Source organism: Bacillus capparidis, assembly GCF_017832095.1.
Taxonomy (GTDB): domain Bacteria; phylum Bacillota; class Bacilli; order Bacillales; family Bacillaceae; genus Bacillus; species Bacillus gobiensis.
This window is the reverse complement of record NZ_JAFDST010000002.1, coordinates 102772-124280: the sequence shown is the minus strand read 5'-3', so window position 1 is coordinate 124280 and position 21509 is coordinate 102772. Positions and strand designations below refer to the sequence as shown.

The following is a 21509-nucleotide window of genomic DNA, read 5'->3' as shown; positions in this document are numbered from 1 at the left end:
AAGATATTGGAGGAACAAATGAACTCTTTTCAATTTACTAAAATGCATGCCCTCGGCAATAACTATATATATGTCAATCAATTTAAGGAAAACCTTCCTGAGGAACAATTGAAAGAATTAGCAATTAAAGTATCGAATGTATATACAGGAATAGGCTCGGACGGAATGATATTGATCTGCCCTTCCGAGACAGCCTCAGTCAAAATGCGCATTTTTAACAGTGACGGATCTGAAGGAAAAAACTGCGGAAACGGACTAAGGTGTGTTGCCAAATACGCATATGAAAATAAACTGGTAACAGAAGAATCATTTTCCATTGAAACGTTATCTGGAAATGTATACGCCGAGCTGCATCTTGAAAATGATAAAGTGACAGCAGTTACCGTTGATATGGGAGAGCCCCATTTGAAAAAGGGCGATCTTCCTATGCTGGGAAATTCTAATTCAATAACGATCAATGAATCACTTTCGTTTAACAACACCGAATTAAAAGGAACAGCCGTGTCCATGGGAAACCCTCACATTGTGTTTTACTTGAGTGATATAAGTGAAGCACCGCTTACGACGCTTGGCCCGGTAATCGAGAAGGACCCAATGTTTCCTGAAGGCGTTAACGTAGAGTTTGTTGAAGTGGAAAATGAAAGAGAACTGCATTTCAGAGTGTGGGAAAGGGGATCTGGAATCACTCAGGCTTGCGGAACAGGGGCGTGTGCCGCTGTCGTATCATCCGTATTGAATGAATTTACGAAGCAAGGAACAGATGTCACGGTTCATCTTGCAGGAGGAGATTTAGTTATTAACTGGCATGAAAACGGCCATGTGTACATGACCGGACCGGCAGAAACCATTTGTGAAGGAACCTATTTCGGGTAGGCGATCGAACCATTTTAAGAATTGAGACGATATTGGTATAATAAAACTAACGAAAGATAAGGAGGAATACGTGATGAATACACCTGTAACGATTACCGAAGCAGCAGCTTTTCACATAAAAGATATGATGAAAGAGCATGAAGAAGAAAATGCTTTTTTGAGAGTCGGAGTCAAAGGAGGAGGCTGCAGCGGACTTTCCTACGGCATGGGCTTTGAACACGAAAAAAATGAAAATGATACAAAATTTGATCAACACGGGATCACTGTTCTTGTCGACAATGAGAGCATGGACATCATGACCGGAACAATTATTGATTACAAACAATCGATGATGGGCGGCGGATTCACCATCGACAATCCAAATGCGATCGCTTCCTGTGGATGTGGCTCCTCATTCAGGACGGCGAAAAACGAAGGTACACCGGAAGAGTGTTAGGTTCTTAGCAGGTTGCTGGCAGCTAAGAAGGGGCAAATCAAATAAACTCATGTCTTTTAATGCGCTTCTTGACGTATAACGTAAGAGGCGCTTCGACTTTTTCCTCAATACTTGATCTTGCTTGAAATATAAGAGCAGGTTGATTAACATGAGACAAGGTATACATTGATAAGATGATCTCGATCTGTACGTATGCAGTCGAGGCGTCTGTCGTACGCTGACACCGAAATGAGGTAAACCAATGGAAGAAAAAATAAACTGCAGAAAATGCAATGCCTTGATCCCATATCGCTCATCCGTTTGTCCGGAATGCGGCTGTGAGAATCCTCTCCCGAAACCGGAAAAAATCAAGGATCGTATCATTTTGATTGTAGCAAGTATTGTAGTTATATTGCTGATCGCAATGATTCTTGGAGTACTTAATGCATATATAGGCATTTTTTAGACAAAACAGAAAGAGAACCGGTTGTTAGCCGGTTCTTTTCGTATTACTTATTATCAAAAAGGCTTGTGCTGTGAAGCGGCTGTACGCGCGCTTTCGGATCCATATAGGCTTTGGCATTATTAACGGCAGTTGGCGCTTCGCCAAAACCGCTAGCAATGAGTTTCACCTTTCCTTCGTAAGTGCAAATATCACCAGCCGCATAGATGCCATCAATATTGGTTTTCATCGTGCTGTCCACAACAATAGAATTCTTTTCAATATTTAAGCCCCAGCTCTTAATTGGACCGAGGGAAGAGATAAATCCAAAGTTACAAATGACATCATCTACATCAAGAACTTCCTTGCGTTCTCCTTTCACCTCTTCAATCACTAGCTGTTCGATCGTATCAGTGCCAACGATTTCAGAAGGAACAAACGGAGTAAGCACGTTCACTTTGCTATTGTGCAGGTTTTCTACACTATGCTCATGAGCACGGAATTTATCGCGTCTGTGAATAATTGATACCTCTTTTGCAATAGGTTCAAGCATAAGCGCCCAATCAACTGCAGAATCACCACCGCCCAAAACGGCTACTCGACGGCCGGCAAACTTGTTCATGTCATCTACGAAGTAATGCAGATTTGTTTTTTCAAATTGCTCTGCATTTTCCAGCTCTAATTTACGTGGTTTGAACGCACCGTTTCCAGCTGTAATGATAATGGTTTTTGTATAGTGGGTTTCTTCGTTCGTCACTAGCTTGAACACACCGTCTGCTTGCTTTTCCACAGTTTCTACCGCTTGATCCAAGCACACTGTTTGCTCGAATTTCTCCATTTGTTCCTTTAAGTTGTTAACGAGATTCTGGGCACTGATTTTAGGAAAGCCTGCTACATCATATATATATTTTTCGGGATAAAGCGCAGATAGCTGTCCGCCAAGCTGAGGCAAGCTTTCGATAATTTTAACGCTTGCCTGCCTCATTCCGCCATAAAACGCGGTAAATAGGCCGACCGGTCCTCCCCCGATAATTGTAATGTCATATATCTTTGTATCTTCACGCATGAAAAAAGCCTCCTGTAATTGATAATTATTCTTAATAATAACACATAGAGCTTTTAAAGACTACAGAGATAACTATTGGAAGCACTTAAAAAGCTGGGAATCACAGTGTTTAAATGATCTTGATAATCGAAACAGAAATGGATATGATGGAAAGGTAGCTGTATACTAATTTCTCATAATAATCATTGCACAATTTTTAAAGTGAAGTTTTTAACAAAGTTTTCATCCTAATTATTCATAAAATATTATTAAGTCGTGGAAGATATAAGTAATCAAAACATCTAGACAATAAATTACGTAAAGGTGGATGTGATCCCTTTGAAAAAACCCAAAGTTGTGGTATTAGGTGCCGGTTACGGCGGATTAATGACTGTTACACGCCTGACAAAGCATGTAGGTGTAAATGAAGCGGAAATTACTTTGGTTAATAAACACAATTACCATTATGAAACAACATGGCTCCATGAAGCGTGTGCTGGTACGCTTCATCACGATCGGTGCCGTTATGAAATTAAAAGCGTAATCAATACTTCCCGGATCAATTTTGTGCAGGATACGGTAACCGGAATCAATATCAACGAAAAGAAAGTAACCTTATCAAACGGAGAGCTTGAGTATGATTACCTTGTGATTGCTCTTGGAGCTATGCCTGAAACCTTTGGAATTGCGGGTTTAAAAGAATACGCTTTCTCTATTTCAAATATTAACGGCGCAAGGCAGCTTCGTGAGCATATTGAATATCAATTCGCCACTTTCAACAATGACGCAGAAAAAAAGAAAGAGCGATTATCCATTATTGTAGGAGGAGCAGGTTTTACAGGAATTGAATTTTTAGGAGAGCTTTGCAATCGTGTTCCAGAGCTCTGCCGAGAATACGATATTGACCAAAAAAATGTCCGAATCATTTGCGTTGAAGCAGCTCCTACAGTTCTTCCTGGTTTTGATCCAGGCCTTGTTGATTATGCAGTTAACTATTTAGAAGGCAAAGGGGTAGAATTTAAAATTGGAACGGCGATTAAAGAATGCACCCCGGATGGAATTATCGTCAGCAAAGATGATAAGCAGGAAGAAATTAAAGCTGGCACAGTCGTCTGGGCTGCCGGAGTCCGCGGGAACAGTATTGTGGAAGAGGCAGGGTTTGAAAATAACCGTGGCCGTGTGAAGGTAAACCCTCATCTTCTTGTCGAGGGGCACGATGACGTATTCATTATTGGGGATTGCTCTTTAATTATAAATGAAGAAAATAACCGGCCATATCCGCCAACGGCCCAAATTGCTATGCAGCAAGGGGTGACTTGCGCAAAAAATATTGGAAGGCTGATTCGCGGCCAAGACAATCTGGAGGAATTTACGCCGGATATTAAGGGAACCGTTGCATCGTTAGGCGAACACAATGCAGTTGGTGTTGTCTACGGCAAGAATTTAACAGGGACAAAAGCTTCTATTATGAAAAAAGTCATCGACAACCGGTCGCTATTTTTAGTTGGCGGTCCAGGGCTTGTTCTTAAAAAAGGGAAATTTAAATTTTTCTAAAAAAGTCTGCATTTCCGCAGGCTTTTTTTATTTAAGTAAACCTTAATTTCTTCGCTTGAGGCAAGAGTCTTGAAAAATCTGTGCTGAAATAGAAAAGATATTATAACAATAACCAGCATCACAAAATCACAAAAATCTAAGAAAATATAAGAACGAAGGAGAAAATCATATATGTTTGCGCTCTCATGAGATTTAATGTTACATTTTCTAACTTTGTTCAGAAAGCGAGAGTATGATATATTATCAGAAAATTCTAATAAGAGGAGTAATTATGAAATCAAATTCAAAGTCTGAATCAAAACCATGTATTTACTGTTCTGGGAACGGATATTTTCAGCTCCTGCTTGGCGGATCTGAAACGTGTAATCATTGCAAGGGCACCGGTGAAATTCATTAATCACAGTACATTGACTCCCATTATGCCTTCTGTGTACACTTAACGTGGGGAGGGAGAAGAAAAGTGATTAGTTTACCGGTTGTACTGATTTCAGTCGTTTTATTTTTTGTGTTATTTTTTGGAATTGGCTTTTTACTAAATATGCTGCTCAGAATGTCGTGGATTATGGCTCTTATCTATCCAATTGTATGCGCATTCATTATTAATGATCAAAAGCTGATTGATTTCGTGCGGACACCGTTAGAATCTTTTCCAAATCTTATTGTGAAATTTGGATCATTAGCCGCAGCGGACGTATTAATATTAACGAGCGGACTGATCGGAGCTGTCATGTCAGGGATAGCTATAAAGTCGTTGAGAAAAAGGGGATATCAAATGTTTTAGCTTTCTTCAGTTTGAAGAAGGTTTTTTTGTATTTCACTGTGATGTGTATTTTTTGAATATTTTTTCTCTTATCTGGAAACGAATAGTAGATGGGAGGAGAGAAAAAATGAAAAATACAATTCAATTAGCAAAACGGACAATGATGCTCAGTTTGTTTCTTTTGGCCGCAATGACGACTTTCTTTGCCGTATCTGGGGTAGAAGCCAAGGATTTATCAAAATGGATAAAAGAACAGCAGGAGCTATCTATTAAGCAAGTGGGAATCATGTTTAAAAAATTTAACACAGGGGAAGCTGCAGAAACGCAAGTATTCGCTGCTCAAGAAGACGCTAAAGCGGCATCAAAAAAGCTCGAAGCTTTTGACTTGAGTAAGTATCCCAAGCAGAAAGTCGTAGCGACGGGATATACAGCAGGAGTTGAATCGACTGGGAAGAATACCAATCACCCTCAATATGGCATTACATACTCAGGGGTAAAAGTAAAAAGGGATATATTTTCAACGGTAGCTGCTGACCCATCCATTTTTCCGATAGGGACGATTCTTTTCATTCCAGGCTACGGCTACGGAGTAGTTGCAGATACCGGTTCAGCAATCAAGGGACATCGTCTTGACCTTTACTTTGAAACGGTGGATGACGTTTATGACAAATGGGGCAAAAAAACTGTCGATGTAATTGTTGTAAGAAAAGGAAGCGGTAAATTGGATGAAGAGACATTAACACGGCTGAACGAAGATAAAACTTTACAAGTGTTAAGAGACCAAAACAAAATTGAAAAGAAATAAAGATTATCTTATGATTTTACGGGCAGTCATCCCCAAAAAAGGGGATAGCTGCCCGTTTCGCGCTAAGGAATCACTTTAGTTAAAATAAAAATTTAATATAAGTGCCAAGGCGATTCCGGTTAACCCTCCAAAAAAAACTTCGATCGGCTGATGCCCTAATAATTCTTTTAATTTCTTTTGCTTTTCATCTTCTCCAGCATTAGGAAAATCCTTTGCTTCACTGACAAATCTGTTGAAGTCAAAGATTAATTTATTAATTGCGGTTGCTTGTTCACCGGCGTGCCTTCTTACACCTGTCGCGTCAAACATCGTTATGACGGCAAAAATAGTCGCCACAGCAAATAATGGAGAATTAAGCCCCTGCTCGATTGCAACCCCGGTTGTTAAGGCTGTTACAGCAGCTGAATGGGAGCTCGGCATTCCTCCTGTACTGGTGACCAGCTTCCAGTCAATTTTTCTTGTGGCAATAAATTGAATGGGCACCTTTACGAATTGCGCGAATAGTATCGCGACCAGGCTTGCTACTAGAGGGAAATTTGTCAATAATTCCAAATGCTTTCGTACATCCTTTCTCTATATATCATTTAATAATTAACTTGCTGCACCTGAAAAATCATACGAATTGGTCACCTATAATAGGAACTGGTAAAATAAACAGAAAGCAGCAAAAATCCATGCTGATTTATCATTTTTATTATACCATTCTTCCTTATAAACTAAAGGAGTGATTCCAAATGTTTTATGCAATAAATGATACTCAACACGAAGGCCAAGAAACATTGGTTATCGGTTTATTTCAAAAGAGCCAATTGGCAGGTAAGGCAAAGCAGCTGGATGAGCTGCTGGATGGTCAAATTACCGGCCTGTTAAAGGATGGCGATATTACCTCCAAAAGGGGGAGTACCTCCAAACTGTTTACACCGGGGCTCACTGAAACCAAGCGGATTTATTTTGTCGGGCTTGGGAGAGAAGCAGATTATTCTTATCAAGATACGATCGATGCTTTTTCGCTTGTATTCCGGCTGCTGCAAAAGGATAAGAATAGCCAGTCACTGACGATGGCGCTGGACAGCTTTCTTTCCGGGAACGTAAGTGGTGAAGAAGCTGCACATGCTTTGTCTGAAACCTTTCATAGGTCTACATACACGATTCAGAATTATAAACAAAAGTCAAATGAACCGGAAAAACCAATCGAAAACGTATTTGTACATACAGATCTGGATCTCAATGAAATCCAAGCAAGCTTGGAAGTAGGAAGCGTGTACGGGAAAGGTGCCAATTCCGCGAGAACTCTTGTGAACCTTCCAGGAAATTTACTGACTGCAGCCGATTTAGCAGACTATGCAATTAATCTTGCTAATAAATATCATTTCGATTATGAGGTTTTGGATAAAAAAGAACTTGAGGAGCTTGGCATGGGCGGTTTGCTTGCGGTCAATCAAGGGTCAAGCGAGCCTCCTAAAATGATTGTATTGAAGTACCAAGGAAAAGAAACGTGGGATGATGTTATCGGTCTCGTTGGAAAAGAATTACCTTTGACACGGGTGGATACAGCATAAAACCGAGGGACGGCATTGTCGGGATGAAATCTGATATGGGAGGAGCAGCCTCTGTCCTTGGTGCTATGGAAATCATCGGAGAATTAAAGCCAGAACAAAATGTTGTGGCTGTCATTCCTTCGACAGATAATATGATCTCTTCTAGTGCGATGAAGCCTGATGACGTGATTGTTACGTTAAGCGGGAAAACGGTTGAAATATTAAATACCGATGCTGAAGGACGGCTTGTGTTAGCTGATGGAATTACTTATGCAAAGCAGCATGGGGCTTCAGTGCTTATAGATGTAGCTACGTTGACAGGAGGAGTGGTTGTCGCCTTAGGAACGGAGATAACGGGAGCGATGACAAATAGCCAGAAGCTTTTCCAGCAAATTGTGTCTGTATCTGAAGATTGTGGTGAGCCGATCTGGCAATTGCCGATTACGGAGAAGGATAAGAAACGAGTAAAAAACAGTCTGATGGCCGATTTGAATAATTCACCGGGCAGAGAGGGGCATGCCATTATGGCCGGAACCTTTATCGGGGAATTTGCTGAGAAGACTCCTTGGGTGCATCTTGATATTGCAGGTACTGCGACAACAAAAAACGGATCATCCTTAGGTCCTGCAGGGGGAACCGGTGTCATGGCAAGAACGCTCGCTTCTTTTGTAGAAAGGTTTGAGAAGCTTCAATGAACTCGTTTTAACAAGGGGAAACTGGTTGAGACTCTACCTGCCCGATTGGAATATCCTTCTGCGCTTCGCTTTGAAGATAAAAAAACTGCGCTATTTCCGCGCAGTTTTTTTAATCATATAAGAAAAAGGAAAGAGCGAATCTCTTTACCTTGACGCAAGTTCGGTTAATTGTTCATCATCCATTTCAAGGATATATTTTTCCAATTCAGGCTTTTCTTTTGCAACCTTTTCCTCAAGCTTTTCTCGATCGTATTCGGATAAAAAATAGCGTTGAATTCGAATTGCTGTTGCCATATCGTTTTGCCCCCTTACATGGCCAATCATATAATACTGATCACAAAAATTATCCAGTATATTAGTTTATGCTTGTAAAATTGTAGCGGATTTTGTCATATTAATCAACCATACTATAAAAAAATCTAGTAATATATTATTCCGGCCATCGTTTTTTGCCCGGGCAGAGGCAAGCCAAAAAAGCGTTTCAATAGAATGATCTAATGAAACGCTTGTCTTTAGCAATTATACAAAGCTTTTAACAGCATCATCAACCGGGACGTAGTTGTATCCGAGATCTCTGGCTACTGCTTGGTAAGTGATTTCTCCGTTCATTACATTGACGCCTGATTTCAAAGCCGCGTTTTCATTTATGGCATTCTTAACTCCTTTATTTGCAATTTGTAATGCATACGGAATAGTCACATTCGTCAATGCCACGGTTGATGTTCTTGGAACGGCACCTGGCATATTGGCTACAGCGTAATGAAGGATGCCGTGCTTTTCATAGGTTGGCTGATCATGGGTAGTGATGTGATCGACTGTTTCAACAATGCCGCCTTGATCAATGGCCACATCTACAATCACAGAACCTTGTTTCATTTGCTTAACCATTTCTTCCGTTACGAGGGTTGGTGCTTTTGCTCCCGGAATTAAGACGGCACAGATTAACAAATCAGCTTCTGCCACACTGTCGGCAATATTCACAGGGTTGGACATAAGCGTTTTTATTTGATGGCCGAAAATATCATCCAGCTGGCGGAGACGATCCGCATTAAGATCGATCATTGTAACGTCGGCACCGAGTCCAACGGCTGTTTTTGCTGCGTTTGTTCCAACGACACCACCGCCGATAATTGTCACTTTTCCTCTTGCTACCCCAGGGACTCCTCCAAGCAATATTCCGCGGCCGCCTTTTGGCTTTTCTAAAAATTGCGCACCGATTTGTGCTGCCATTCTTCCGGCCACCTCGGACATTGGCGTAAGCAGCGGCAGTGAACGGCCATCGCTGACAGTTTCATAAGCAATCGCAGTAACACCTTTTTCTTTTAACGCCTTCGCTAAGGATGGCTCTGCAGCCAGATGAAGGTAAGTAAATAAAATTAAATTCTCCCGAAAGTATACATACTCCTCTTGCAGAGGTTCTTTTACTTTCAAAATCATTTCAGAAGAATCCCAAACTGATTTTGCTTCTGTAATGATCTCAGCTCCTACAGACATGTAATCCGCATTATCAAATCCGCTTCCAAGGCCCGCGTCCTGCTCAACCAGTACACGATGACCTGATGCAATTAATTGTGAAGCACTTCCAGGTGTAAGCGCAACTCTGTTTTCGTTGTTTTTAATTTCTTTTGGAACGCCTATTATCATGCTATTGATCCTCCTTGTTATTATTTCCAGGTTAATTTTCTGAAACTTTAGTTATTTATAGTTTATCTCTTTTATATCGTAATTTCTTTGTTCGAAATAAAAAAATAAAAAACATGGATTTGTGAAATTTCACAAACCCATGTTTCGGATCTTAATCTCTAGTAAAATCGAAAATTTTTCATTTACATTTTTTAGGTCTAACCCTGTAATCTCTTGTATGCGTTTCAATCGGTAGTTCAGCGTATTGACATGAACATTAAGCTGTTTTGCTGCGGTTTTGACGTTACTGTCTGAATCAATAAAGGTTTCAAGGGTTTCAATTAGGTTTGAATGATGCTCATTATCATATTTCTCCAGCTGAGATAAGGGATAGTTCGGAGACCTGTTATGCTTTCGTTTTTCTGCAAGTACGTCAAGATATTGATAGATACCTAATTCAGAAAAGCTCATCAGGTGTTCTGCATCGGATAAATAGCGCTCCTTTACCTTTAATACAGCCAGTGCTTCCTTATAGGCGATATGAACAGATGAGATATCGCTGTAAATACCGCCAATGCTCATTGCAAAATGTTCTATATTGTACCTTTGCATCATTTGTTTTTCCATGACTCTTAAAAATTGCTTAATTTGATTCAAAGGCTGTTCTTCTTTTGGAGATACCAATAGTATTAGTTCATTATAATCGATCGTCACTAAACAAATGTGTACAAGCTGCGTCGTTTCTAGTAAATAGTTTAGCTGCTTCTCCATTTTTTCCGTAATTGGTTTTGTAAATCTGAACAAAACAACAGAATAGATCGGAGGCATCGTCTTGTTCAATTGATAAAAGCCATCTGCCATATCATCGTGCCGAAGGGTATTGCCGGTCAAGAGTTTCCAAAAAAACTCTTGCTCTCGTTCTTCCTTCTTCATCTTCCCTTTTTGTAAATAAAGCAATTTATTTTGAACGGCATTGGCTGCTTTTTTTAATAGGTCCAATTCATTGGAAGTAAGTGACTTATTAATTTCCTGTGCCCAAATAAATCCAAGCACCTCGTTGTTTTTCCAAATGGATATAGCGACCCGATTGCCCAGACCCACCTCTTTAATGTTTTTTACATGGATCGGTTCTTGGCTCTTAAGCAAGGCAGGAATGGTGCCATCCTTCCAAAGGCTGTGAATGACTTTCTCAGGAACTCTTCTTCCGATAATAGTTGAAATTCTTGCGGGATCTGTGGAGTCGCTATGGGTGCTGTATGCAAGCAATCTGTGATTGACGTCTTCGATTGTGATCGGACATTTGAGAACATCGCTGATCTGCTCAGCAACATCTTCAAGACTGTCTGAGCTGTATTTGAAGGGATCGTAGCTTTTGTCCATGACATTCACCGCTTATTAAAGATATTAAACATCAGGAAGTACCTGCAGAAGCTGATACATCTGATTTTATATATATTATGAAGAAAGTAAGAAGGTAAAACAATAAAAATAATAAATTAGACTAATAAATAGTAAGTTTATGAAAAATAGAAACAAAAAAAGTGGGAATTTCTTCGAAAATTACTTCGGTAAAACATATGCTATATTACCTATTATATGAAAATAATCACAAATATTTTCATAATTAACTAATCTAAAATACTTATTTTTAAGAAATAAAACATATTAGTTTGACTGGCTTTTCGACATGTTTTTATAATAAAGACGTATTGTTAATTATAACCATGCTACATATTAACAAAGGAGGATGAAATATGTCAGGAATCATTCGTGTCACTCCGGAACAATTAGAAGAAAAAGCGCAGAGGTATCAGGAAGAAAGCGGTAAAGTTGAGGAGCAAATCGGAGTTCTTAGAAACTTGATCGGCCAGCTCCAAGATGAATGGGAAGGTGAATCAAGCAGAGCGTTTGCTCAGCAATATGAAGAATTAGAGCCTTCTTTCAAACAAATGGCCCAGCTGCTTGCTGATGTATCCCGCCAGCTTGACAGCACTGCGAAAACACTTAGAGATACTGACCAAGGTATCGCGTCGCAAATTCGCGGCTAGTCATTTAGAATGAATTGAAGAATAAAAGGAGCGCCTAATTCATAACATGACGGCGCTCTTCTTTCGTTTCGGAGTGTGGAAAACTATGTATATTGAGATTACGATAGATTTGAAGAACTACAGCGGTGATCCATTCGATATCAGGCTGTCAAATTATCATTCGATTAAGAATGTCATTGATATTGTATGGCAGACAAAACAAATTTCGATTCCTCCGCGTGAAGGCTGCTGGGTAAGAATTATCAATAAAGAACAAGTGTTTCCGGGGGAAAGAACGATGTCTGAATGCGGTATTACGACAGGGGACCGAGTGGAAATTTTATGAGGGAGTCCGAATGGAATGGAAGATAAAAAAACATATCTCGAAGAACAAATAGATGCAGTTATGAACGAAAATGAAGGCTATACCTTCACCTTTCAACGCGAAAAAATCAAGCTTCTGGATGGTTTGGAAGCAACCATGATAAAGGAAGTAGACCCTGCTTTTGAGAAAAAAATAGAACTAACTGATGATGAGTTGCTTGTCACCATTCATCCCCCTTCTACATATCAAAATTACCGTATTCTTAAAAGGAAAGATCAAAAGAGCAAATGGCGATTTGCTTATCAGCTTGTTAAAAAAGTACAGGAGCATTCAATGGAAAGGCTCCATTTGATTATTGCACCGGAAAATATCGTGTTTGACCATAGTCTTACACCTGCTTTTTTGCATTATGGCGTGACAGAAAGCATTCCTCCCTATGAAACTGACCATGATCGCCTGATGAATGAGATGAAAGCGCTCATAGCACTTTCGGTGGATGAAAAATATCCCTTTCATGACTATTTAAAATACTATGAAACATTAAAACTTTCTGAAACAGCCAAAGAAATCCTATCCAAAAAAAACGAAACGGAACTTCTTGAGTATATTAAAGAAAAGATAGAAGAAATCGAAGCCGAAGAAAAATTGCTTTTGCACATCCCAAAAAAGAAATGGAGTATGCAAAAGTATATTGGAATTGGGCTTATTGTACTGCTTGTTCCTGCCATTATCTACTCCTTTTATTCTTTATTTTTTGCCATTCCGAGACAAGAGGCATATGTCGAAAGTAACAGGCTTTTCTTAAACAATCAGTACAGCGAAGTAATTAACGAACTATCAAAATATGATGAAAGAAGCATGCCGCAGGGCGTCCAATATCAGCTCGCCCGTTCGTATATTGTTACAGTATCTTTAACCGAAGAACAAAGGGGCAATATTGAAAACACCTTAACGCTCCAAGCTGACCCTCAATATTTTATGTACTGGATTAATATCGGCAGGGGGAAGAACAAGGAAGCAATTGATATTGCACGTATGCTGGAGGATAGAGATCTGATTGCATATGGACTTATTAACTATCAAAAGGAAATTATGGCAAGCAGCGAGCTGGATAGTCAAGAGAAGGAGCAGCAAGTGAAACAGATTGAAGGCGAACTGCAAGAGTATCGAAATGAATTGGAAGAGCAGCAAACTGAGGGAGAGCAGTCTGATGGATCCAATGATTCAGCAGCGGAAAATCAGCAGGATTCCGGCAACAACAACTAAATTACCATAAAAATATATAGAATCTATTTGATAAATAGGGAAAACCATCAACGACTAAAAGGGTTTTTTTCAGGAGGGAGACACATGGATCTGCTATGGGTTTTCAACGACCAAGGCTATCAATCTATAAAATTAACTCAGAAGCCTGCGCGAACTTACACCATAGGTCCTGATTTACAGCAGACAATCACAATCCGAAGCTTTCCGTTCGAAAAAGGAATCATTACTTTAGAACCAAATAATAGCAGTGACGGATATTATCTGTTTGAAGGAGAAGAATCTCTGGGGAGTATAACGGAGAACCAGCCTTTTTTGCTGAAAAATAAGAATAAACAAATGACCATCATTCTGACGGAAGACAAGGCTGAAACGTCTCTTTACTATTTAGGGGACAAGAAGGACATTCGTTTTTCGACAGATGATAAAGAAAAAGCCAGCTTTTATAAAGGGACGAGCCCGCTATTTTCTGCAGAAAAAGGGGGATTTTCCCTCCTGCATACGAACGGAAGATGGCACGTTCTTCCTGAGAATCAAGAGGTGTATGTAAACGGAATAAAGTGTACCGCACCTGCTCCAATTGAAAGCGGAGATGAGCTGTTCTGGGAATTTACAGTATTTAAATTAATTGAAAATGATTTGCTGGAAGTTGTCAGTTATGAACCTTATGAAACCACTTTGGAAAGATCGATGAAACCAAGCTCAGAGATGAAGAAGAAATACCCGCTTTTTCGAAGAACTCCACGTATGATATATGAACTTCCAAAGGAAAAAGTGACATTTACGTTTCCGTATCAAGAAAATGATTATGAAGGCAGAAGCTTTTGGATTATCATCATGCCTCCATTAGTCATGCTGATTGTCATTGGGATCGTTGCCCTTCTCCAGCCAAGAGGAATCTTTATAATTGTCTCGATCATGATGTTCATTACGACCTTAATTACGTCTTCAGCACAATATTTTAGAGAAAGAACGCAGAAAAAACAGCGGGAAGAAAAGCGGAAAAGAGTTTACAAGCTGTATTTGGAAAATAAGCGGAAAGAATTGCAGGAGCTGTCAGACAAACAAAAAAGTGTCCTTTCCTTCCATTTCCCCCGTTTTGAACGTATGAAATTTTTAACCAAGGAAATAGACAGCCGTATTTGGGAAAAATCATTGGAAAGTGCCGATTTTCTGCAAATTCGTCTCGGCACAGGAGATGTCGAAGCCAGCTATCAGATTTCTATGAATGGCGGAGATCTTGCTCATCGTGATACGGATGAGCTGTTAGAAAAAACACAAAAAATGGAAAAAGTCTATAAAAAAGTGAAAAACGTTCCCGTTACTGTCAATTTAGCAGAAGGGCCTATGGGAGTTGTAGGGAAAGAGTCAATTGTAAAAAATGAGCTTCACCAGCTGATCGGGCAACTTGCATTTTTTCACAGCTATCACGATCTCCGCTTGATCTTTATTTTTGATGAGAATGAATATAAAGATTGGGAGTGGATGAAGTGGCTGCCTCATTTTCAGCTGCCAAATTCCTATGCCAAGGGCTTTATTTATAATGAACAGACGAGAGACCAAATCCTGTCTTCCGTCTATGAAACGTTGAGAGAGCGTGATTTAGAGGATGATAAAGAGAAATTGCTATTTAAGCCGCATTTTGTATTTATCATTACAAATTATCAGCTGATTTCTGAGCACGTCATATTGGAATACCTTGAGGGGGAACCGAAAAATCTTGGCCTCTCCATGATTATGGCAGCTGATACGAAAGAAAGCCTGCCTGAGCATATTTATACACTCGTTCGTTATATTAATGATCGCGAAGGAGATATTTTAATCGAACAGAAAAAAGCGGTACAAATTCCGTTTGCTCTTGATCAACATAGCAAGAAAGGTAATGAAACATTTTCAAGAACGCTCAGAACGCTCAATCATTTAGTTGGAATGACAAATTCGATTCCAAACATGGTTTCTTTTTTAGAGCTCTTCCATACGAGAGACGTAAACGAAATTGGCATTAAGGAAAAATGGGCAAGCAGTGAATCGGCGAAGTCGCTTTCTGTTCCAATTGGATATAAAGGAAAAGATGATCTTGTATATTTAAACCTTCACGAAAAGGCACATGGCCCGCACGGATTGCTGGCGGGAACGACTGGTTCCGGAAAGAGTGAATTTTTGCAAACGTATCTTCTTTCTTTAGCTGTACATTTTCACCCCCATGAAGTTGCGTTTCTGCTAATTGACTATAAAGGCGGCGGAATGGCTCAGCCTTTTAAAAATATTCCGCATTTGCTTGGGACCATTACGAATATTGAAGGAAGCAAAAATTTCAGTATACGGGCGCTTGCCAGCATAAAAAGTGAATTGAAAAAAAGGCAGAGGCTCTTTGATCAATTCAAGGTGAACCATATTAACGACTATACGAAGCTTTACAAGGAAAAAATTGCGCAAGAAGCCATGCCGCACCTCTTTTTAATATCAGATGAATTTGCAGAATTAAAAAACGAGGAGCCGGAATTTATCCGTGAATTGGTCAGTGCGGCAAGGATTGGACGCAGTCTCGGTGTCCATTTGATTCTTGCCACGCAGAAGCCGGGAGGAATTATCGATAATCAAATTTGGAGCAATTCCAGATTTAAGATAGCCCTTAAGGTTCAAGACGCGCAGGATAGTAAAGAAATATTAAAAAACAGCGATGCAGCTTCTATTACAGTAACCGGCCGCGGATATTTGCAGGTCGGAAATAATGAGGTATATGAGCTCTTTCAATCGGCTTGGAGCGGCGCGCCCTATATGGAAGATAGAACAGGAACTGAAGATGAGATCGCGATTGTGACGGATACAGGATTAATTCCTTTATCTGGTGTCACTGCTGAATCTCAATCCCAAAAAAATTCACAGATCGAAATAGAAGCAGTGACAGAAGAGATCGAACGGGTTCAGTCAGAATTAGGTATTAAGAGGCTTCCGAGCCCATGGCTGCCTCCGTTGGAAGAAAGAATTTCTAAGATGCTCTACAAATCTAATAAAAAAGAAGTATTCCACATTGCATATGTAGATGAACCGGATCTGCAAAAGCAAGCGCCTTATCCATATCAGATAATGGAGGATGGGAATATCGGCATTTTCGGATCTTCCGGTTACGGAAAATCGATAACTGTAACGACGCTTTTAATGAGCTTTGCTGAAGAGTACTCTCCAGAAGAGCTGCATTACTATATTTTTGATTTTGGCAACGGATCCCTTTTGCCTCTTGCTCAGCTTCCGCATACCGCAGACTATTTCCTTTTGGACCAAAAGAGGAAAATGGAGAAGTTTATGCGGTTTGTTAAAGACGAAATAGAGCACAGAAAAAAATTGTTTCGCCAAAAGGAAATGAGCCATATTAAATTGTACAATGCTCTTGCTGAAGACGAGCTTCCGATTATTTTTCTAGTGTTGGATAACTTCGATGTTGTCAAAGAAGAAATGTATGATTACGAGCAGGAATTTATTAAATTTTCAAGGGACGGACAATCGTTAGGTATCTATTTGATCGTAAGCGCAACAAGGGTAAATGCCGTTCGCCAATCATTAATGAACAATTTGAAAACGAAAATTGTTCATTACTTAATGGATCAAACAGAAGCTTACGGAGTCATCGGAAAACCGAAATTCAGCCTAGAACCGATTCCGGGAAGGGTAATTATTAAAAAGGACGCATCCTATTTTGCCCAAGTCTTCCTGCCTGTTGAAGCGGATGATGACATCGAGTTATTCGATGAACTAAAGGCTCAGGTTCAGCAAATAAGAATGACATATGAAGACAGAGAAAAGCCAAAAGCTATTCCAATGCTCCCTTCCGAGTTATCAATGTATGACTTTGAAGAGAATTATGTCCCTAGTCGAAAAGAATACGGCTTTATTCCTTTGGGGCTGGATGAAGAGTCGGTTCAGCCAGTATATATGGCTCTTGCAAAAACCAAGCATTGTATTGTAATGGGACAGACCCAAAAAGGAAAAACGAATGTCATAAAGCTGATGCTAAGATATCTTCTGGACGGGGATACTCAGCAAATTGGCGTATTTGACAGCATTGACCGGGGATTGACTGAGTTTACACAGGAAGAAAAAATAAATAATATCGACACGAAAGAAGAAATGAAAGAATGGCTTACTCAAAATGAAGAAGTATTCAAAACGCGTGAAGCAATGTATTTGGAGGCAGTTCAGCAGAGAGAAGTGCAAAATCTTTCATTCGCTTCCATCGTTTTGGTCATCGACGGGTTTGGAAGGTTTCAACAGTCAATTGATGCTTCCATACAGGATAAAATTACATCTTTTATAAGATCATATGCCCATCTTGGCTTTCATCTGATTGTCTCAGGAAATGCAAGCGAATTTTCAAAGGGCTACGATTCTTTGACCACAGAAGTGAAGCAGGTAAGACAAGCAGTGCTGCTCATGAAGAAATCAGATCAAAACATGATCCCACTGCCATATGATCGCCAGGAAACCGAGATTCAGCCCGGATATGGCTATTTAATCGAAAATGGGAAAGAGAGAAAGATACAAATTCCTTTATGTTCAAAAGAGAGGAAGAAAGCCATATGACGGAACAAAGAAAAAGCATGATAAAAATCATTTGTACAATGGTCATTATCTTGCTTGTCCCTTCCCTGTTTTTCCAGTTTATTGGGGAAGATCCAATGAAGCAAACCAACCAGGCCACCCGCAGCATTGCCATAGTTAATGAGGATGCGGGCGTAGATGAGGAAAAGGAAACGATTCGATTTGGAGGGGAGGTTGCTCAAGTTCTTTCAGGCCGGCCGGACTACGATTGGGCAATGCTGGGTCGCAGTGCGGCCGAAAACGGACTCGCAAACAGAAATTACGATGCTGTCATATATATTCCGTCTGATTTCTCAAAGAATATCTTAAGCTATAATAAAGAACATCCACAAAAGGCAACAGTCGGATTCGCTATCCAAGAAAGGCTGGATGCAGTCAATAAAGAAAGAGTACAAAGAGAGCTGGAAGATGCCCAAAAGTCAATGAATCAGCAGATGTCCACTCTTTATTGGAGCTATGTATCACAAGAGATTGAAAATGTCAGAAATGAGTTTGATAAAATTGTCTCAAAAGAAGCCGAATTTCTGAATGCGATGACAGGCTTTTACAAACCGAGCTCTACTAATCTAGCCGGAGAAGTCGAACAGCAGCAGCAAATGATCAATACTTTGAAAGATACTATGGAAAGTGCGGATGCTTCAAAAGAAGAAAGGAAAAACAATACAGATCAAGCGAAGGAAGAGCTTTCTGAATTTGTTAAAAACGTGGACCAATACAAAGAATATCAGCAAAATCTGCGAGAGGTATTGCTAAGTTCACAGTCAGAGAACGAAGCGCAAATTAAGACAAGCCTGCAAGAGATTTCAGAGAAGCAGCAGCAAATGTCAAACCAATTTACGACTCAAATGAATTCACTCACCTCGAACGTGAGGGGGCTGCAGACACAATTAGGGCATACAACAGATGTGATGTCTAACTTCCGAAATGTTCGAGAAGCACAAATTCCCCGGCAGCAAAGCGGGATTAGAGATATTCAAAGCCAGCTCATTAACGATTATCAACACGCGTCAAATCAGTACATGCTCACAATGATTCAAAATACAATTCTGCCAATAAGGCAGGAGCTTCAATACCCGACAGAAGAACCAAAAAACAAATACCCGGAAGAGCCTGAGGAAAGTAATGGTGATGGAGCAGAGCTGGATCCCGCGAGTATTGAAGGAACAGAAGCTTCCGCAACAGGAGATTCTGGAAGCGGAAATGAAGAAACTGGACCACAAGATTCAGAAACCGGAAATAAAGATGAAAATAATCCTTCACCAGATCCCCCTGGATGGGAAGTGCCGGATGTAAGTGATCAGTTGGATCAATTGAGTCATGTTTCGCAAAGCATTCAGTCTATGGTTACAGAGCTTGAAGCGAAGAAAAATGGGCAAAACGATCAAGAAATAACTGATCTCCAAACCAAGCTTGTAGCTTTTAAAGGAAGCATCGATCAAGCTGTTACTGAGATAAACCAAAAGCTCGGCGATGACAGCGGCAATAACGAAGAGCTTAAAAAATATATCAACGACCTTTTAAAAACGATCGAAGTGATTGAAACGGACAAAAAGAATGCCCTTGAGAATGTTAACAAATTGCTTGCTGATAAAGGCGTATTGGAAGAAAACATAAATGAACAAAAAGAGACGATTACAAATTTGACAGAACAAATTGATGAGAAGAATAACGAAATCGTTCGTCTCAAAAAAGAAGTAAACGAGCAAATTGACATCAGAAACGATGATTATAAAGAAATTTATCAATTCATTAACAACAAAGAACGAGACATTTTGAATTCACCTTCACTTAGCGACAGCCGCAAGGAAGAGCTGAAAAAATATTTTGATATGCCATTGCACAGCAGAAATATTAACGATCTAATGTTGTACTCAGGCTATCTTTCCCAATATCATGATATATTGTTTGTCCCTAGATCGACGGAATCACAGAATAATAAAGTAATTGATGACCAGTCGGAAAAGGTGAAATCTGTTCTGTTTATCAATCAAGAAGAAGAGACAAGCTGGCAGGATTTAAAAAACAATATGCTTACTTCAAATGAAGAGATCGACAGCTTTATTAATGGAATGACCTCATTTGTTGATGGATATGAGAATTTCATTGGTGAAGAACAAACACAGATTTTGAACAGTCTTTCTGCGATTTCAGAGAGTGCCGGCCGTGTAGCCGAACAGCTGAGTAACCCCGCTCAAGCGACGGGTGCGGCAGAAACCGTGGTTCAAGGGGAAGGCTTAGGCGGAACAATCGTTGTACAGATGCAAGATTCGATTGGAGAAGAAGTGCTTGAATTATCAGATACGATCAGTTCATTATCTAAACGTCAAGAAGAAGTCATTGATTATACGAATAATCTTCAGCAAAGCGTCAATGATGTCCAGGAAAAATCGGATACATTGAATCGCAACTGGGCGCAAAACGTTTATTCAACAAAGCTTATCCGGCAAGATGTCTATGGGATTCTAGGCAATACGTTGGTTGATGGGCAAAATAACGGATATGTCTATGATTATTTGGCAAATCCATTGCAAATTAGCGGGGAGGTTCCTTCAGAGACCACCCAGAAAGTTCCTCCAGTCGTGATATTGATTATTTTGCTTATCAGCAGCCTGCTTATCGGATATTTCAGCCAGTATTATCGAAATGCCCCGCTGCTGGTGAGAGGAGCATTGTTTGGGTTATTAAATATCATTGTCGGCCTAATGATCAGCCTGTTTAGCTTAAATATCTACACACTTTCGGATGATCAAGCGATTCAATGGTCTGTTTTTACCATTTTGCTATTGGTTACATGCTCTGCACTTGTAAAAACGGCATTTACTTTAACTCCAATTGTCGGGTGGCTGGCAGCGGCAGGATTAATCCTGTTCTTTACGGCGCCGTTAATTGATCTTGTTATGCCAAACTTTGATTTTCATGATCCGGTTTCTGCTGTTTATATTTCAATACAATACGATACAGGCAATTTATTTGCATTGGGGACTACGCTATTGGCAGTTATCACAATGGTATTGCTTTTAATACCTTTCATTTCAGCCTATGTAGCGTCTAAAACCGAGGAGAGCGAAACCGGATATGAAGCGTAATTTTTCAAAAAGGGGAACAATGCTTTTTTTGCTCCCTTTTCTTTTCTCATTTCCCGTATATGCAAACGCGGATAGCAATGGCGTAAATGTCAAGCCGAATCAGTATCAAGAAAAGGAAATAAAACGTAACACGGATTATTTACATGAAGATTCCTTGTATCAGCAAAAAAATCAGCTCTCAGAAGATCAGCTGATGTTAAAATTTGAAGGGCAAAAACCAAATAAAAACACGCTGTTGGCCGATCACCTGTTTAAAGAGACCAAAGAGGAGACAAATACGATAACAGCTAAATCAAAGCAGCTCGATGTCTCGTTTCAGCGAAAATTGAAAGCGAGTGAAGAAGAAATCGATTCGAAAGGCGAAAGCAACCAATCATTTCTAATCACGGGCCTGTTTGTCGGTGTAATCCTATTAGGGATCGGCGCACTATTCTTTCTCATTCCTAAAACGACACAATAGCA

The 21509-nt window shown here is 39.9% G+C and carries 18 protein-coding genes and 1 pseudogene; 14 read left to right on the top strand and 5 right to left on the bottom strand.

Translation table 11 applies throughout. The features are described from left to right. Positions 1-18 precede the first annotated feature (18 nt). The 3 genes from dapF to JOC74_RS07680 all read left to right on the top strand — a co-directional run bounded on the left by dapF (position 19) and on the right by JOC74_RS07680 (position 1754). A complete protein-coding gene (gene dapF / locus JOC74_RS07690) occupies positions 19-873 on the top strand; it encodes a diaminopimelate epimerase (RefSeq protein WP_053604024.1) in 855 nt (284 codons plus the stop codon). 73 nt (positions 874-946) lie between these two features. Beyond that, the gene (locus JOC74_RS07685) at positions 947-1309 is read left to right on the top strand and encodes a HesB/IscA family protein (RefSeq protein WP_053604023.1); all 363 of its coding nucleotides are present in this window, start codon (positions 947-949) and stop codon (positions 1307-1309) included. A gap of 241 nt (positions 1310-1550) precedes the next feature. After that, complete coding sequence (locus JOC74_RS07680) at positions 1551-1754, top strand: hypothetical protein (RefSeq protein ID WP_053604022.1); 204 nt, start codon at positions 1551-1553, stop codon at positions 1752-1754. 43 nt (positions 1755-1797) lie between these two features. Here JOC74_RS07680 and yumC read toward each other — a convergent pair whose 3' ends face one another. Further along, on the bottom strand, positions 1798-2796 hold the full coding sequence (gene yumC / locus JOC74_RS07675) for a ferredoxin--NADP reductase 2 (RefSeq protein WP_053604021.1): 999 nt from the start codon (positions 2794-2796) through the stop codon (positions 1798-1800). A gap of 312 nt (positions 2797-3108) precedes the next feature. Between yumC and JOC74_RS07670 the strand changes: the two genes are divergently transcribed. From JOC74_RS07670 to spsC, 4 genes are all read left to right on the top strand, one after another. Then, positions 3109-4329, top strand: a complete 1221-nt coding sequence (locus JOC74_RS07670) for an NAD(P)/FAD-dependent oxidoreductase (RefSeq protein WP_192841149.1) — start codon at positions 3109-3111, stop codon at positions 4327-4329. 271 nt (positions 4330-4600) lie between these two features. After that, positions 4601-4726 carry a YuiA family protein gene (locus JOC74_RS07665; protein ID WP_158320304.1) on the top strand — a complete coding sequence of 42 codons (126 nt, stop codon included), beginning with the start codon at positions 4601-4603 and terminating at the stop codon, positions 4724-4726. Between the two features lie 63 nt (positions 4727-4789). Further along, entirely contained in the window at positions 4790-5110 is a 321-nt protein-coding gene (locus JOC74_RS07660; RefSeq protein ID WP_053604019.1) for a YuiB family protein, read from the top strand. A gap of 106 nt (positions 5111-5216) precedes the next feature. Further along, positions 5217-5894, top strand: a complete 678-nt coding sequence (spsC, locus tag JOC74_RS07655) for a stationary phase survival protein SpsC (protein ID WP_053604018.1) — start codon at positions 5217-5219, stop codon at positions 5892-5894. Positions 5895-5969: 75 nt separating this feature from the next. Here the strand turns inward: spsC and JOC74_RS07650 are convergent, their stop codons facing one another. Further along, positions 5970-6446, bottom strand: a complete 477-nt coding sequence (locus JOC74_RS07650; RefSeq protein WP_053604017.1) for a divergent PAP2 family protein — start codon at positions 6444-6446, stop codon at positions 5970-5972. Between the two features lie 182 nt (positions 6447-6628). On the opposite strand from JOC74_RS07650, the pseudogene JOC74_RS07645 reads away from it, so the two are divergent. After that, a pseudogene (locus tag JOC74_RS07645) lies at positions 6629-8127 on the top strand (leucyl aminopeptidase). A 144-nt stretch (positions 8128-8271) separates the two neighbouring features. On the opposite strand, the gene JOC74_RS07640 reads toward JOC74_RS07645, so the two are convergent. The 3 genes from JOC74_RS07640 to adeR form a co-directional block, all read right to left on the bottom strand. Next, entirely contained in the window at positions 8272-8421 is a 150-nt protein-coding gene (locus tag JOC74_RS07640) for a hypothetical protein (protein WP_158320303.1), read from the bottom strand. Between the two features lie 225 nt (positions 8422-8646). Beyond that, positions 8647-9771: an alanine dehydrogenase gene (ald, locus tag JOC74_RS07635; protein WP_053604015.1), complete on the bottom strand. Its 1125-nt coding sequence runs from the start codon at positions 9769-9771 to the stop codon at positions 8647-8649. Between the two features lie 129 nt (positions 9772-9900). Beyond that, the gene (adeR, locus tag JOC74_RS07630; RefSeq protein WP_053604014.1) at positions 9901-11130 is read right to left on the bottom strand and encodes a sporulation transcriptional activator AdeR; all 1230 of its coding nucleotides are present in this window, start codon (positions 11128-11130) and stop codon (positions 9901-9903) included. A 374-nt stretch (positions 11131-11504) separates the two neighbouring features. Between adeR and JOC74_RS07625 the strand changes: the two genes are divergently transcribed. The 6 genes from JOC74_RS07625 (at position 11505) to essA (ending at position 21507) form a co-directional block, all read left to right on the top strand. After that, the gene (locus JOC74_RS07625; protein WP_053604013.1) at positions 11505-11798 is read left to right on the top strand and encodes a WXG100 family type VII secretion target; all 294 of its coding nucleotides are present in this window, start codon (positions 11505-11507) and stop codon (positions 11796-11798) included. An 85-nt stretch (positions 11799-11883) separates the two neighbouring features. After that, on the top strand, positions 11884-12123 hold the full coding sequence (gene yukD / locus JOC74_RS07620; RefSeq protein WP_053606097.1) for an ESX secretion system protein YukD: 240 nt from the start codon (positions 11884-11886) through the stop codon (positions 12121-12123). Between the two features lie 15 nt (positions 12124-12138). Continuing rightward, complete coding sequence (gene essB / locus JOC74_RS07615) at positions 12139-13368, top strand: type VII secretion protein EssB (RefSeq protein WP_053604012.1); 1230 nt, start codon at positions 12139-12141, stop codon at positions 13366-13368. Positions 13369-13452: 84 nt separating this feature from the next. Further along, on the top strand, positions 13453-17943 hold the full coding sequence (gene essC, locus JOC74_RS07610; RefSeq protein ID WP_053604011.1) for a type VII secretion protein EssC: 4491 nt from the start codon (positions 13453-13455) through the stop codon (positions 17941-17943). Beyond that, positions 17940-21047, top strand: coding sequence for a type VII secretion protein EsaA (gene esaA / locus JOC74_RS07605; RefSeq protein ID WP_053604010.1), 3108 nt, complete (start codon positions 17940-17942; stop codon positions 21045-21047). Before essC ends, esaA begins: the two co-directional genes overlap by 4 nt. Further along, positions 21037-21507 carry a type VII secretion protein EssA gene (gene essA, locus JOC74_RS07600; RefSeq protein ID WP_053604009.1) on the top strand — a complete coding sequence of 157 codons (471 nt, stop codon included), beginning with the start codon at positions 21037-21039 and terminating at the stop codon, positions 21505-21507. The genes esaA and essA overlap by 11 nt, the downstream gene beginning before the upstream one ends. The last annotated feature ends 2 nt before the right edge of the window (positions 21508-21509 follow it).